The following is a 14,980-nucleotide window of genomic DNA, read 5'->3' as shown; positions in this document are numbered from 1 at the left end:
ACGACGCGCACGGATCGTTGTCATTGACTGCGGACGAGGGCAAGCATCTCATCCACTGAACCGGCCGGATCGCTGATCGGAAACTGCACCGCGCGGATGATCGCGTCGGCGTCGACCAACAGGGTGAGGCGCTTGAAGCGGTCGACGCCGGCCGCCCGGAAGGTCGGCAGCAGCAGCCCGGCGGCGAGTCTGCTGTCCTGGTCGGACAGGAGGGGATAGGGCAACCTCGCGTGCGTGACGAAGGCGGCCAACTGGTCGGGTCGCTGGGTGCTCACGCCTCGGATCGTGGCACCTGCCGCCTCGAAGTCGGCACACCGTGACGCGTAGGTAAGAGCCTCCAACGTGCAACCCTTCGTCCCTGGGACGTCGGCCCAACCGGGCGGGTAGCCCTGGGTGCTCGGGGCAAAGGCGCCGGGGAAGAAGTAGAGCACAGTCCAGACGCCGCCCGGTGCGTTGGGCGCGACCAGCTCGCCGTCATGTCGCTCCAGCACGACATCCGGCATTTTCCGGTTGACCAGCTTGTGCACGCGACGGCTCTCGGCGGACCCGTCCTCGCTGGTCGCGGTCAGCGCCCCATCGCCCATCACGTGTCTGGCGCCCCAATCCTGCAGGGCGATGAGCGCCGGCAGCAGGCCTTCACCCTTCGTGGTCAGCACATAGTCGTAGCGCGGCGGGCGATCGGAATAGGGCCGCCTCTCGAGCACCCCGTGTTCGACGAGCCCGGCCAGGCGTTCGGCCAGCGCTCGACGGCTGACGCCGAGCTCACGCTGAAGGCTGTCGAAGCGGGTGGTGCCGCCCGCGATGTCCCGCACTACCAGGAACGTCCACCAGTCGCCGATCACTCCGAGCGCTTGTGCGATACCGCAGTCGGAGTCGGGCAGATCGGCGCGCTTCACGTACCCCAGTATAGTGCGTTCCATTATGGAACTTACTCAGGAGGGGTGCTGGGATGGGAATCGACAGTGGAGGTGGAGCGGGCGTCTTCTGGCGGTGGTGGACGGCCGGCACGACCAGCGCGGTCGGCTCGGCGGTAGGCGCGGTGGCGCTGCCGCTGACGGCCTTGACGGTGCTCGACGCCTCCGCGTTCGAGTTGGGCATGATCGCCGCCGCTGGTTACGTCGCCTGGATCGTGATAGGCCTGCCCGCCGGGGTGGTGGTGCAGCGACTCCCCATGCGAAGGGTTCAGGTCGCCGCCGACCTGGCCCGCGCGGCGGCGGTCATCTCCATCCCGCTGGCCTGGTGGCTGGACCGGCTGACGGTCGCCCAGCTGGTGATCGTGGCCCTCGTGATCAGCTTCGCGAACGTCGTCTTCGACGTCGCCAACTCGACCTTCCTGCCGTCGATCGTGAGCAAGGAGCAGTTGCAGTCCCGTAACAGCCTGGCGTCCGGCACTCACGCCACTACTCAGCTCGGTGGGCCGTCGGTTGGCGGTCTCCTCATCCAGGCGCTCGGGGCGGTGCCCACCCTCCTCGTCGACGCGGCCAGCTACCTTGTCTCAGCCCTGCTGCTGCGGACCCTGCCCGAACGCCGCGCGGAGGCCCCCGACCGCTGGCCACCGGTGCGCGCGATGATCCGTGAAGGCTGGCGTTTCGTCGTGCACCACCCGGTCATGGGTCCGTGCATGTGGGCCGCCACCGCGGCCAACACGGTCTGCGGGGCACAGCAAGCGCTCTACGCGCTGTACCTCGTACGCGAGCTGCACACCGAGCCCGGCCTCGTCGGCCTGCTTCTGGCGGCGGACGGCGTCGGCGCGCTGATCGGCGCGGCCTTGACGAACCAGGTCACGGCCAGGCTCGGCACCGCCCGCGCCCTGATCGTCTCCGGCTTCGTCATGGTCGCCGGGGCGCTCGTCGTTCCCCTCGGCACCGGCTGGCAGGGCCTCGCGGCCTTCGCCGTCGGCAACGTGGTATTTTCCGCCGGCGTCGTGGTGCTCAGCGTGGTGACCCGCACGTATCGGCAGATCGCCAGCCCGCCCGACCTGCTGCCTCGGGTGATGGCCACGGTCCGCTTCGTCTCCTGGGGCGCGATCCCGATCGGCGGGTTGATCGCCGGAGCGATCGCCGGGGTGCTCAGCGGCCGGGTCACCCTGATGATCTTTGTCACCGCGGCCATCTGCATACCGTTGGTCCTGCTGGCCTCACCGATCCGGCGCCTGCGCGACTTCACCGACTATCAGCAGAGCGACGAATCCACCGGCTCGGCACCGCATCGTCGGCAGTTCGTCCCTGAAGCCCAAGCGGACACGTCCAACCCGTGAAGCCCAGGTGCGCCGCACGCTGATCAGGTGAGGGGTGACTTCAGGTGTGTCGTGCACAAGCAGAAGCGGGGAACCGGAATCTCACCGGTTCCCCGCTCTGACTTGCTATTTCACATCCCTGGCGGCGCCGGGAATCAGCTGCAGCCGCTGGTGCTGCCGCAGCCCTCGCAGACGTAGCAGCTACCGGCCGGGCGCATCTTCGTACCGCAGGTCATGCACAGCGGTGCGTCGGCCGTACGGCCCTGGTGGCTCTCCAGAGAGTCGGAGGAGGAGCGCTTGGGCTCGGGGCGCGCCACCTCCGCGCGCTTGGGCTCGATCGGCGCGGACTGGGCCAGCGCCGCCGTGTCCACGACCTCGTGCAGCGCGGCCGGGTCCTCACCGCGCGCCTGCGCGGCCCGCTCGGCGGCCGAGAAGATGCCGAGGGCGGCCCGGTCCTCGTACGGCAGGTAGTTGAGCGCCAGCCGCCGGAAGATGTAGTCCATGACGGACTGGGCCATCCGGACGTCCGGGTCGTCGGTCATGCCGGCCGGCTCGAACCGCATGTTGACGAACTTCTGGACGTAGGTCTCCAGCGGAACGCCGTACTGCAGGCCGATCGAGATGGCGACGGAGAAGGCGTCCATGACGCCCGCGAGGGTCGAGCCCTGCTTGGACATCTTGAGGAAGACCTCGCCGAGGCCGTCGTCGGGGTAGGACGACGCCGTCATGTAGCCCTTGGCCCCGCCCACGGTGAACCGCGTGGTGATGCTCGGCCGCTGGTTCGGCAGGCGCCGCCGGGTGGGCCGGGGCACCTCGATGACCTGGACCTCGGGGGCGGTCTCCTCCGAGACGCTCTCGGAGGTCTTCTTCGCCACCGAGAGCGGCTGGCCGACCTTGCAGTTGTCCCGGTAGACGGCCAGGGCCTTCAGCCCGAGCTTCCAGCCCTCCAGGTAGACCTGCTCGATGTCGTCCACCGTGGCGGTCTCGGGCAGGTTGACGGTCTTGGAGATCGCGCCGGACAGGAACGGCTGGACGGCGGCCATCATCCGGACGTGGCCCATCGGGGCGATGGCCCGCTCGCCCATGGCGCAGTCGAACACCTCGTAGTGTTCGGTGCGCAGGCCGGGGGCGTCCACCACGTGGCTGTGCTCGGAGATGTACTCGACGATCGCCTCGACCCGCTCCTCCTGGTAGCCGAGCTGCCGCAGCGCCCGCGGGATCGTCTGGTTGACGATCTGCATGGAGCCGCCGCCGACCAGCTTCTTGAACTTGACCAGGGCGAGGTCGGGCTCGATGCCGGTGGTGTCGCAGTCCATCATCAGGCCGATGGTGCCGGTGGGCGCGAGCAGCGACGCCTGGGCGTTGCGGTAGCCGTTCTTCTCGCCCAGCCGGAGGCACTCCTGCCACTGGCGGGTCGCCTCGACGTGGATCGTCTTGTCCATCGCGTCGAGCGTGCGCAGGTCGTCGTTGGCGCTCGCGTGCTTGCGCATGACGCGCTTGTGCGGCTCCGCGTTGCGCTCGTAGCCGTCGTACGGGCCGACGATCGCGGCGAGCTCGGCCGAGCGGCGGTAGGAGACTCCGGTCATCAGGGAGGTGATCGCCGCGGCGATCGCCCGGCCGCCCTCGGAGTCGTACGCGTGGCCGGTGGCCATCAGCAGCGCGCCCAGGTTGGCGTAGCCGATGCCGAGCTGCCGGTAGGCCCGGGTGGTCTCGCCGATCTTCTCGGTCGGGAAGTCGGCGAAGGTGATCGAGATGTCCATCGCCGTGATGATCAGCTCGGTCAGCTTGACGAAGTTGTCCACGTCGAACGTGTCGTCGTCGCGCAGGAACTTCAGCAGGTTGATCGACGCGAGGTTGCAGGAGGAGTTGTCCAGGTGGAGGTACTCCGAGCAGGGGTTGCTGGCCGTGATGCGCCCGGTCTCCGGGCAGGTGTGCCAGTCGTTGATCGTGTCGTCGTACTGCAGGCCGGGGTCGGCGCATTCCCAGGCGGCCCGGGCCATTCTGCGGAACAGCGACTGGGCGTCGACCTTCTCGATGATCTCGCCGGTCAGCCGCGCCCGCAGGCCGAAGTCGCCGCCGTTCTCGACCGCGCGCATGAACTCGTCGGAGACGCGGACGGAGTTGTTGGCGTTCTGGTACTGCACGGACACGATGTCCTTGCCGCCGAGGTCCATGTCGAACCCGGCGTCCCGCAGCGCGCGGATCTTGTCCTCCTCGCGCGCCTTGGTGTCGATGAACTCCTCGATGTCGGGGTGGTCGACGTCGAGGACGACCATCTTGGCCGCCCGGCGGGTGGCGCCGCCGGATTTGATGGTGCCCGCCGAGGCGTCGGCGCCGCGCATGAACGACACCGGCCCGCTGGCCGTGCCGCCGCTGGAGAGCAGCTCCTTGCTGGAACGGATGCGGGAGAGGTTGATCCCGGAGCCGGAGCCACCCTTGAAGATGACACCCTCTTCCTTGTACCACTCCAGGATGGACTCCATCTGGTCGTCCACGGCCAGGATGAAGCACGCGCTCACCTGCTGCGGCGAGGCGGTTCCCACGTTGAACCACACGGGCGAGTTGAAGCTGAAGACCTGGTGGACCAGCGCGTGCTTCAGCTCGTGGTCGAAGATCTCGGCGTCCTCGTCCGTGGCGAAGTAGCCGTTCTCGACGCCGGTCTTGGTATAGACGTCGACGACGCGGTCGACGAGCTGCCGCAGGCTCGACTCGCGCTGCGGCGTGCCGACGGCGCCGCGGAAGTACTTGCTGGTGACGATGTTGGTGGCGTTGACCGACCAGAAGTCGGGGAACTCCACGCCGCGCTGCTCGAAGTTGATCGAGCCGTCGCGCCAGTTCGTCATGACGACGTCGCGGCGCTCCCAGGTGACCGTGTCGTACGGATGGACCCCCGGGGTGGTGAAGACGCGCTTCATCTTCAAACCCTTACGCGGCCGCTTGCCGCCGCGTCCCCCGGTGCCCGTCTCGGTGCCGTTCACGATCTCCGTCATGAATTCCCCCTCCCGGGGCCCGGTGGGAGCCCCTCGCATCCGATCACGTGTCTGTTTGATCACCCTGAGTGACGACGGCCGACGTGCGCGGCCCCGCCACCTTCCGCCGCTACTGCTGGACGGCGGTACGCGCGCCTCTGAGCTGCTCGATCTCGGCCTCGAAGTCGGCGAGCGTCTCGAACCCCCGGTAGACGGAGGCGAAACGCAGGTAGGCGACCTCGTCCAGCTCGCGCAGCGGCCCCAGGATGGCGAGCCCCACCTCGTGCGAGGCGATCTCGGCGCATCCGGTGCCCCTGATGTTCTCCTCCACCAGCTGCCCGAGCTGGGCGAGAGAATCCTCGCCGACCGGGCGTCCCTGACAGGCCCGCCGCACTCCGGCGACGACCTTGTCCCGCGAGAACGGCTCGGTCACCCCGCTGCGCTTGCTGACCATGAGGAGGACGGTCTCCTGCGTGGTGAACCTGCGCCCGCATTCGGAGCAGGTACGCCGGCGGCGGATGGCCGCCCCGTCCTCTGTCGAGCGACTGTCGACGACCCGCGTGTCCGGGTGACGGCAGAACGGGCAGTGCACGTCATCGCCTCCCTGGAAACGCTTGCGCCCACTTCACGAAAACGTCGTGAAGCGGTCACGGAAACACAAGCTGTGGTGAAGTACATCTCTGTAACTACTAGATGTTGTGGTCCAACCGTAGAAGTGCCCGACCTTGAACGCAAGTCGGCGGACCCCCGTCGAGCGAAGTGGCCGTTCAACCAGCGGAACCGTCTGGAAGCCCGGGCGTGTCGCCCACCCCAACTGCATCGCGCGGCACCCTACAAGAAGATCGGCGAAATCTCGGCAATATCGAACACGATGTCGATCGAACTCCCGTACGATGTCGATACAACTGCGCAGGTGACGGCGATTCACATCGAATCGAACAATTGTTTGAAGATGATCTTCGATCGAGGTACCGTCGCTCTGTGCGACATGAAGAACACGGATTGGGAGGTGGTTTGGTGAGCGGGCAGGAAGAGAGCGTCAACGACCTGGCGGTGCGCAGGCGGGATGCCCTTGGTCTCACCCCCAGGCAGCGCAAGATCCTCGAGGTGATCCGCGACTCGGTGCAGCAGCGCGGATATCCGCCGTCGATGCGCGAGATCGGCGAGGCGGTCCAGCTGACCAGCACCTCAAGCGTGTCGCATCAGCTCACCGCCTTGCAGCGCAAGGGCTACCTGCGCCGTGACCCGCACCGGCCCCGCGCGCTGGAGGTCCGGCTGCCGGGCGAGCCGGTGCTGTGGGTCGATCCGGACGCCCCCGAGGTGGAGCCGAGCTTCAGCCGCCCGACCGCCGCGTACGTGCCGCTCGTCGGCCGCATCGCGGCCGGAGGCCCGATCCTGGCCGAGCAGAGCATCGAGGACATCTTCGCGCTGCCCAAGCAGCTCGTCGGCGAGGGCACGCTGTTCCTCCTGCAGGTCAGCGGCGACTCGATGATCGACCTGGCGATCGCCGACGGCGACTGGGTCGTGGTGCGCCAGCAGCCGGTCGCGGACAACGGCGACGTGGTGGCCGCCATGATCGACGGTGAGGCCACGGTCAAGACCTTCAAGCGCAAGGACGGCCACGTCTGGCTGGTTCCGCACAACGCCAACTACGAGCCGATCCCGGGCGACGAGGCGACCGTCCTGGGCAAGGTCACCGCCGTCCTGCGCAAGCTTTGACGCGCTCCCCGGCCTGACTGAAGGCCGGAGCACCGTCGACGACACCGGCAGCCCGGTTCGTCCACGCGTCGCTCCGCGGTGACCCAGGTCACCGCGGAGCACCAGCGTGACAGGCTGGCCAATGGGCAATGCGGGTGAATGCCGCAAATAGGCTTACTGGTGTGACGCGCAACCTTGATCAGCTCACCCTTGAGGCGGCATCCCGCCGCGACGGCCTCAAGTGGTCGGAGACCGCACCCGGTGTGATCCCCTCCTGGGTCGCCGACATGGACTTCCCCGTTCCGGAAGCGGTGCGCGAGGCGCTGATCCGCCGCGTCGAGACCGACCTCGGCTACCCCACCTGGATCGATCAGCCCACCGTCGGCCCCCTCGGCGAGGCGTTCGCCGAGCGGATGGAGACCCGGTACGGCTTCCGCCTCGACCCCGGCCACGTCCGCTCGTACAGCGACGTCAACCAGGCACTCCAGGTCCTGCTGCACCTGACCACCCGCCCCGGTGACACCATCGCCCTGCACACCCCGGCCTACCACCCGTTCCTGGACACGATCGCGCAGATGGGCCGGCGGCTGCTCCCCGTCCCGATGGTGCCGGACGGCGACGGCTGGCGGTTCGAGGTCCCGGACGAGCGGGCCGACGTGCTGCTCCTGGTCAACCCGCACAACCCGACCGGCCGCGTGCTCACCGCGGCGGAGCTCGCCGCCCTCGCCGCCTACGCCGAGCGGCACGACGCCCTGGTCATCTCCGACGAGATCCACGCCGACCTGACGTACGCGCCGCGGACCCACATCCCGTTCGGCACGATCCTCCCCGAGCGCACGGTCACCCTCACGTCCGCGACGAAGGCGTTCAACATGGGCGGCATCCGCTGCTGCGTCGCCCACCTCGGCTCCGCGGCCGTGCGCGAGGCGGTGGACGCGCAGCCCGCCCACATCTACGGCGCGCCGAACCTGTTCGGTGTGGAGGCCACCGTGGCCGCCTGGCGGCACGGCGACGACTGGCTGGCCGAGGTGCTCACCATCCTCGACCGCAACCGCCGCCTGATCGCCAAGCGGCTCCCGCCCCAGGTCGGCTACCGGATCCCCGAGGCCACCTATCTGGGGTGGCTCGACCTCGGCTTCCTCGACGAGGATCCGGCGGCGTACCTGGAACGGGAGGCGCGGGTGCGGTTGAACCCCGGGCCGCTGTTCGGCCCGGGAGGCGAGGGCTACGCGCGGCTCAACTTCGGCACCTCGGAGCCGATCCTGGAGGAGATGCTCAGCCGCATCTCCGCCGCGCTGTCCTGACCGGCCGCCCCTCGGGGGCGGCGTTCAGGAGGCGGTACAGGTGACCGACGCCGGGCTGCCGTTGGCGCCGGACAAGGACGCGCTGAAGCCGAACGTCGTCGAGGCGTTCACCGCCAGAGCGCCGTTCCAGCTCAGGTTGGTCACCGTGACCGAGGACCCGTTCGCGGCGAGCGTGCCGTTCCAGAGCTGGCTGATCGTCTGGCCGTTCGGGAAGGTCCACTTCACCGTCCATCCGGACATCGCCGCCGTCCCGGTGTTCTTGACCGCGACCTCGCCCTGGAAGCCGTCGCTCCACGAGTTGGTCACCGTGTAGGTCGCCGTACACGTCTTCCCTCCGGACGGGGGCGCCGACGGGGAGGCCGACGGCGTGACGGACGGCGAAGCCGAGGGGGACGGCGTGCCGCCGCCTGTGGGCGGGATCAGGTACGGCTGAAGGATGCTCTGCTTGGCCTGGTCGACGGTGGTCCAGTCGTCCTTGAGGATGCCGCCCGTGTCACCCGAGTTGGGGTTCCACGACCAGTACGTGAACGACATGCCGTTGACGCCGCTCCCGAGATACTTCATCAGCTCCTGGAGCCAGACCTTGTCGATGTTGCTCGCCAGCGTGGTGCCGAACTCGCCCACCATGATCGGGGCGATGTTCTGCTTATACAGGTAGCCCCAGTACCGGTCCCAGATGGCGGGCATGTTGGCGGGGTAGGACGGGTCGTCGAACCACTCCTGGTGATACACCGAGGTGGCGTACTCGTGCGGCGAGTAGACCAGGCGGTTCGGCACGTCGAGCCGCACCGGGTAGTCCTTGGCCTTGCTGAGGTTGCCGCCCCACCAGCCGCAGTCCTCGTCGTTGCTCGGGTCGTTGTCCCAGACGTTGGACAGGCCCCCGCTCGGGCAGCTCACGCCCTCGACGAAGATCAGCCAGTTGGGCTGGACGGCGAGGACGGCGTTGCCGGCCCGCTCGGCCGCCAGCCGCCAGTCGCGGTTCACGTCACCGCATCCCCAGCACGCGCCGGTGGCCGCGGGGTTGGTGCCCTCGGCGTGCGGCTCGTTGTGCAGGTCCGCACCGATGACGGTCGGGTCGCCCGCGTAGTGCTGGGCGAGCGCCTTCCAGTCGGCGATCCAGGTCGCCTCCGAGACCGTGGAGGTGTACCAGAGCGGCGACTGGCCCGCGCTGGTCGGCCGGTGCCGGTCCAGGATGATCCGCATCCCCTTGGTGCCCGCGTAGCCCACGACCTTGTCGAGGATCTGCATCGGGGACAGCCCGACCAGGTCGGGGTTGGTGTAGGTGTTGATGCTCGTGGCGACGGCGCCCGGCTTGACGGCGTCGTCGGACCACGGAACCCGGATGGTGTTGTAGCCGAGGCTCGCCATCAGGTCGAGCTGGCTCTTCCACGGGTTGCCGGACCACAGGCCGTGAAAGGTCTTGTTGTCGGTCTCCATGCCGAACCAGTTGATGCCGGTCAGCCGGACGGTCGCGCCCGTACTGTCCACGATCTTGTTGCCGCTGGTGTGCAGGTATCCGGTCCCGGTGCCCGCCGCCTGCGCCGGCGAGCCGGACGCGACGAGTACGGCCGCCGCCATCGCGGCGACGGTGGCCAGCCCGCCGAGAATGCGTCTAAACAAGACGTGCCTCCCATCCCGGAGGCGCGGCTGACTGAGCCGGATGGTCAGGCGCACGCTCCAGGACCACCGCTCACGCGGTGGGTGGTCGTGGCATGCCCTGACCGCACGCCTAACAATGTGTGATTTACGGCTCGGCCGCCATTGTGTAGGGCAGATCAGCGAGCGTCAATGCCGGATCAAGGCGTCCGGCTCCCCCTCTGGTTGAGCTCGTGCGTGGCGGCGAGGCCGTCTCCGGCCCCGCCGCCACCCGCCGTCACGGCGAGCCCGACCCCCGGCAGCAGCGCCCCCGGCCATCTCACGATCGAGACCTACTCAGGGCGCCGCCGGGGCATCAGGGGACGATGTTGACCAGCTTCGGCTGGCGGACGATCACCTTGCGCGGGGCGCCGTCCAGGTACGGCCGGACCTTCTCGCTGGCCAGCGCCAGCGTCTCCAGGTCGGCGGCGGAGATCTCCGGCGACACCTCCAGGCGGTCGCGGACCTTGCCCGCGACCTGGACCACGCAGGTGACCGACTCGCGCACCAGCAGCGCCGGGTCGGCGACCGGCCAGCCGGCCCGCGCCACCGACGGGGCGTGGCCGAGCCGCGCCCAGCCCTCCTCCGCCGTGTACGGCGCGACCAGCGACAGCATGACGGCCAGCGTCTCGGCGGCCTCGCGGACGGCGGGGTCGCCGGCGCCCGGGCCGGAGTCGATGGCCTTGCGCACCGCCGACGTCAGCTCCATCGTGCGGGCCACCGCCACGTTGAAGCGGTGGGCGTCCACCAGCTTGGTGACCTCGTCGATGGTCCGGTGGGTGACCTTGCGCAGTTCCAGGTCACCCGCGGCGACGTCGGCGCCCGGCGCGGAGGCCGCGCCCGCCTCGGCCATCACGCGGAAGGCGCGGGCCAGGAACTTCTGCGAGGCGGCGGGCGAGACGTCGGCCCAGTCGATGTCGTCCTCGGGCGGGCCGGCGAAGACCATGGTCAGCCGGACCGCGTCCACGCCGAACGCGTCGATCTGCTGGCCGAGGTCGACGCCGTTGCCCAGCGACTTGGACATGGCCTTGCCCTGGTTGATGACCTGGCCCTGGTTCAGCAGCCGCAGGAACGGCTCGGTGAAGGTCACCAGGCCCATGTCGAACAGGACCTTGGTGAAGAACCGCGCGTACAGCAGGTGCAGCACGGCGTGCTCCACACCGCCGACGTACTGGTCGATCGGGCCCCAGCGGCGGACCTTGCCCGGGTCGAACGGGCCGTCCTCGTACCCCGGGGAGCAGTAGCGCAGGAAGTACCACGAGGAGTCGACGAAGGTGTCCATCGTGTCGGTGTCCCGCTTGGCGGCGCCGCCGCACTTGGGGCACTCCACGTTGACCCAGTCGGTCGCCGCGGCCAGCGGCGAGACGCCCTTCGGCTTCAGGTCGGCGCCGCGCAGGTCGGGCAGCGCGACCGGGAGCTGGTCGTCGGGGACCGGGACCTCGCCGCAGTCGGGGCAGTGGATGATCGGGATCGGGGTGCCCCAGAAGCGCTGCCGGGACAGCAGCCAGTCGCGCAGCCGGAAGTTGACCGTCGCGCGCCCGGTGCCCCGCTCCGCCAGGATCTCGACGATCCGCGCGATCGCCTCGGCCTTGGTCAGGCCGTCCAGGGGCCCGGAGTTGACCAGTTTGCCCTCGCCCGGGGTGGCGACACCGGTCTCGCCCGGGTCGGCCATGCCGGTGTGGACGACGACCTTGACCGGCAGCCCGAACTTCAGCGCGAAGTCCAGGTCGCGCTGGTCGTGGGCGGGGACCGCCATGATGGCGCCGTGGCCGTAGTCGGACAGGACGTAGTCGGCCGCCCAGACCGGGATCCGCTCGCCGTTCACCGGGTTGATCGCGTGGACACCCAGGAAGACGCCGGTCTTCTCCTTCTCGGTGGACAGGCGCTCGATGTCGGACAGCTTGGCCACCTCGGCGCGGTAGGCCTTCAGCGCCTCGCGCCGGTCGGGGGCCACGATCTCCTCCGCCAGCGCGGCGTCGGCGGCGACCACGAAGAACGTCGCGCCGTACAGCGTGTCGGGGCGCGTGGTGTAGACCGTGACCGGCTCTTCCCTGCCCTCGATCTGGAACTGGACGTCGGCGCCGGTGGAGCGGCCGACCCAGTTGCGCTGCATGGTGAGGACCCGCTCGGGCCAGCCGCCCTCCAGCAGGGCCATGTCGTCCAGCAGCCGGTCGGCGTAGTCGGTGATCTTGAAGTACCACTGCGTCAGCTCACGGCGGACCACGTCCGAGCCGCAGCGCTCGCACTTGCCGGCCACGACCTGCTCGTTGGCCAGCACCGTCTGGTCCGTCGGGCACCAGTTGACCAGGCCGCCCTTGCGGTAGGCCAGGCCGCGCTCATAGAAACGGTTGAACAGCCACTGGTTCCAGCGGTAGTAGTCCTCGTCGCTCGTGTGCAGCCGTCGCGACCAGTCGAAGGAGACGGCGTAACGCTTGAAGGAGTTCGCCTGGGTCTCGATGTTGGCGTAGGTCCACTCGGCGGGGTGGGCGTCACGCTTGATCGCCGCGTTCTCCGCGGGCAGGCCGAAGGAGTCCCACCCGATGGGGTGCAGGACGTTGTAGCCCTTCTGGAACCAGTAGCGCGCGACGACGTCGCCGATGGCGAACACCTCGCCATGGCCCATGTGCAGGTCGCCCGACGGGTAGGGGAACATGTCGAGCATGTAGCGGCGCGGCCTGGTGTCCGCCTCGTCCTCCACCGCCGCGAAGGGGTTCAGCTCCTCCCACCGCTGCAGCCATTTGGCCTGCAGCGCCTGCGGGTCGTACACCAGCTCGTCCACGTCAACTCCCGAAGGGATGCTTTCCTTAAAGGCGCGGTGAGGGCGCCTGCTCACAACAAAGCCCCCCGCTTCGCACGAGGGGCAGCCGCATCGAGGGGGAATCAGCCCAGTCGATGCGGCCAAGCAAGCAGGGTCGCGGCGCGCATATACCAAGGGTAGCGCAGACGGCAAGAGCGTCGCTTCAGGATCTACCGGACCACATCGGGTCTGGACGGCGATACGGCAAAGGTGATAGATCCGCTGTGACCGTCTATGTCCTTTTAGTTTACTCTCTTCGGGTGGTGAACTCAGTCCAGCCGGGTTCGGGCCCGGAATTCCCGCAGACGGATCTTCCGATGCAGGACCCGCCGACCGACCCGACGGGCGAGCAATTCCGCGGTGCATTCTCGGGTTTCCATACGACGCCGCCAGGTTCGCATGAGATCATGCCAGGCGCACCCAATTCGGGCATGATCTCGGGAGGTACCGTGCCCTCGGAGCACAGCGAGTCGCAGCGGACGCCGGCGTGGCCGGAGGTCCCGCCCGCGTGGCCCGAGGTCCCACCGGGCTCGTCGTTCACGCCGTCCGCACGATCGTTCGAATCGGCCGAGCAGGCCGCGGACCCATCGCGGCACACCGGAGAGTACCCACCTCTGGGCCCCTCAGGGAACCCGTCTCATGGTCGGGAGGAGCGCGTCGCTTACCTGCCCCCGGCCCCCTACGGCGAAACTCGCGCCGACGACCCGTACGGCATGCCGCAGTCGTCGCAGCACGTGACCGGCCCCAACCCCTTCCCCCCTTCGTCCCCGGCCTCGTACGGGAGCGACCCGCTGGGCGTGCGCCCCGAGCCCGCGCGCCAGGACGGGTGGTCCGAGCAGTCGCGCCAGGACGTGTGGGGTCCTCCGCCCAGGCGGGAGCAGGCGCGACAGGACTCGGCGTGGAGCGAGCCGGCCCGCGCTGACAGCAGGCGGCCGGAGCCGGCGTGGCCCGACCCCGCTCTCGGGGACCCCTCCCGCCCCGATCCGCTGGCCGTCGACCCGCTGCGCCCGGACCCGCTGGGCATACGGCAGGACCGTCCCGGACCGTCTCCGGACCCGCTGCGCGACGACCCGCTCGGCGTTCGCCAGGACCCCCTGCGCACCGGCCCCTCTCCGGACCACCGGCCCGATCCGCTGGCCGTCGACCCGCTGCGTCCGGACCCGCTGGGTCAGGCGCCGCGGCCGGATCCGCTGCGCGACGACCGCCTGGCGTTCGGCGGGGCCGCGGCGGCCGACGCCACGATGTCGCTGCCCACCCCGTCGCCGCCCATGTCGTCCGCGCCCGGCCCGGACTCGACGATGTCGATGCCCGCGCCCGCCGTGCACCCGCAGGCGGCCCCCGGTGGTCCGCCGCCCGCCGGGCAGCCCGGCCCGGAGCAGCGCCCCGGTTTCCCCGGCGCCGCCGACCCGTACGGCCAGCGGCCCCAGAAGGGCATGGAGCGCGCGGACGATCCGTACCGGCCGTTCGTCACGGCCGGTCAGATCAGCGGCCCGAAGACCCCTCCGGCACACCGCCAGGAGGAGCTGTGGAACACCGTCTTCGGCCCTGAGGGTGAGCGCAGCTCGGACGACGATTACTACGACGACGAGAACAGGCGGCCGATCTGGCTGTTCGCGCTGCTCGGCACGGTGGTCATCGCGCTGATCGCCGCGCTGGTGTGGGCGTTCGTCTCCGGCCCGCTGAGTGGCGAGTCCCCGGACGACACGAAGCCGTCCAGCGCGCCGTCCGCCAAGCAGTCGGCGCCGGTCGCGGGCAAGCCGGCGTCGCTCCCCGCTCTGCCGACGTTCAAGGGCACGCCGTCTCCGGTGGCCGGAACGGTCACCGACTCCGAGGGCAAGATCACGCTGCCCAAGCTCGGCGGCCCCTGGCAGTACGACCAGCGCACCCAGCACATCCACGACACGTACGGCTTCGCCACCCGCCAGTACGTGGCGGCCGGGATGACGACCGGGGGCAAGCCGCAGTTCGCCCAGGTCATGACCGGACCACTGGACAAGTCGCTCGCCGCGAAGTACACCGCCGGGGACGACCTCAGCCCGGTGATCAGCTCGGTGATGCTCCAGGCCCGGGGGAAGCTCTTCGACAAGAACATCAAGGTCTCCAGGGCCGCCCAGCAGCGGCTGTCGCGGGGCGGCATGACCGGCCAGCTCGTGGCGTACACGGTGAAGTCGGGCGCCGAGCAGACCACCGCGGTCGTCGCGGCCCTGAACGCGGGCGGCGAGCTGCCCACGATCGTCTACATGCAGGTGCCCAAGCAGAAGGACGAGCTGCTGCCCGACATCAACACGGTCTTCAAGCGGATCCGCCCGGTCGGTTAGCCGACCGGGCGGCGGCCCCGGAC

General features: G+C 69.5%; 11 protein-coding genes. 5 read left to right on the top strand and 6 right to left on the bottom strand.

Going from position 1 to position 14,980, the window contains the following annotated elements; genetic code table 11:
* Window positions 1-20: 20 nt before the first annotated feature.
* Entirely contained in the window at window positions 21-896 is an 876-nt protein-coding gene (locus AWQ71_RS10625) for a winged helix-turn-helix transcriptional regulator (protein WP_067131520.1), read from the bottom strand.
* 53 nt (window positions 897-949) lie between these two features.
* Here AWQ71_RS10625 and AWQ71_RS10620 point away from each other — a divergent pair, with 53 nt between their 5' ends.
* Window positions 950-2,257, top strand: coding sequence for an MFS transporter (locus AWQ71_RS10620; protein ID WP_067130690.1), 1,308 nt, complete (start codon window positions 950-952; stop codon window positions 2,255-2,257).
* Window positions 2,258-2,391: 134 nt separating this feature from the next.
* Here the strand turns inward: AWQ71_RS10620 and AWQ71_RS10615 are convergent, their stop codons facing one another.
* Together AWQ71_RS10615 and nrdR are read right to left on the bottom strand one after the other, a co-directional pair.
* Window positions 2,392-5,226 carry a vitamin B12-dependent ribonucleotide reductase gene (locus AWQ71_RS10615; protein WP_067130687.1) on the bottom strand — a complete coding sequence of 945 codons (2,835 nt, stop codon included), beginning with the start codon at window positions 5,224-5,226 and terminating at the stop codon, window positions 2,392-2,394.
* Window positions 5,227-5,335: 109 nt separating this feature from the next.
* On the bottom strand, window positions 5,336-5,797 hold the full coding sequence (nrdR, locus tag AWQ71_RS10610; RefSeq protein WP_067130684.1) for a transcriptional regulator NrdR: 462 nt from the start codon (window positions 5,795-5,797) through the stop codon (window positions 5,336-5,338).
* Between nrdR and AWQ71_RS41495 the strand changes: the two genes are divergently transcribed.
* From AWQ71_RS41495 to AWQ71_RS10600, 3 genes are all read left to right on the top strand, one after another.
* Window positions 5,792-6,226: a hypothetical protein gene (locus AWQ71_RS41495; protein WP_157570279.1), complete on the top strand. Its 435-nt coding sequence runs from the start codon at window positions 5,792-5,794 to the stop codon at window positions 6,224-6,226. The genes nrdR and AWQ71_RS41495 overlap by 6 nt on opposite strands.
* A complete protein-coding gene (gene lexA / locus AWQ71_RS10605; protein ID WP_067130681.1) occupies window positions 6,223-6,924 on the top strand; it encodes a transcriptional repressor LexA in 702 nt (233 codons plus the stop codon). Before AWQ71_RS41495 ends, lexA begins: the two co-directional genes overlap by 4 nt.
* A gap of 161 nt (window positions 6,925-7,085) precedes the next feature.
* Window positions 7,086-8,207: a MalY/PatB family protein gene (locus AWQ71_RS10600; RefSeq protein ID WP_218001733.1), complete on the top strand. Its 1,122-nt coding sequence runs from the start codon at window positions 7,086-7,088 to the stop codon at window positions 8,205-8,207.
* Window positions 8,208-8,231: 24 nt separating this feature from the next.
* Here the strand turns inward: AWQ71_RS10600 and AWQ71_RS43705 are convergent, their stop codons facing one another.
* The 3 genes from AWQ71_RS43705 to leuS form a co-directional block, all read right to left on the bottom strand.
* On the bottom strand, window positions 8,232-9,827 hold the full coding sequence (locus AWQ71_RS43705; RefSeq protein WP_084258764.1) for a cellulase family glycosylhydrolase: 1,596 nt from the start codon (window positions 9,825-9,827) through the stop codon (window positions 8,232-8,234).
* Window positions 9,828-10,003: 176 nt separating this feature from the next.
* Window positions 10,004-10,126, bottom strand: coding sequence for a hypothetical protein (locus AWQ71_RS44340; RefSeq protein ID WP_281195949.1), 123 nt, complete (start codon window positions 10,124-10,126; stop codon window positions 10,004-10,006).
* A 32-nt stretch (window positions 10,127-10,158) separates the two neighbouring features.
* A complete protein-coding gene (gene leuS / locus AWQ71_RS10590) occupies window positions 10,159-12,621 on the bottom strand; it encodes a leucine--tRNA ligase (RefSeq protein WP_157570278.1) in 2,463 nt (820 codons plus the stop codon).
* Between the two features lie 449 nt (window positions 12,622-13,070).
* Between leuS and AWQ71_RS10585 the strand changes: the two genes are divergently transcribed.
* Window positions 13,071-14,957 (top strand): chromosomal replication initiator protein DnaA, encoded by a 1,887-nt coding sequence (locus tag AWQ71_RS10585; protein WP_067130675.1) that lies wholly within the window; start codon window positions 13,071-13,073, stop codon window positions 14,955-14,957.
* Window positions 14,958-14,980: the final 23 nt, after the last annotated feature.

This window comes from Microtetraspora malaysiensis (assembly GCF_001528665.1).
GTDB classification, from domain to species: Bacteria; Actinomycetota; Actinomycetes; order Streptosporangiales; family Streptosporangiaceae; genus Microtetraspora_A; species Microtetraspora_A malaysiensis.
This window is presented reverse-complemented; position numbering and strand designations above follow the sequence as displayed.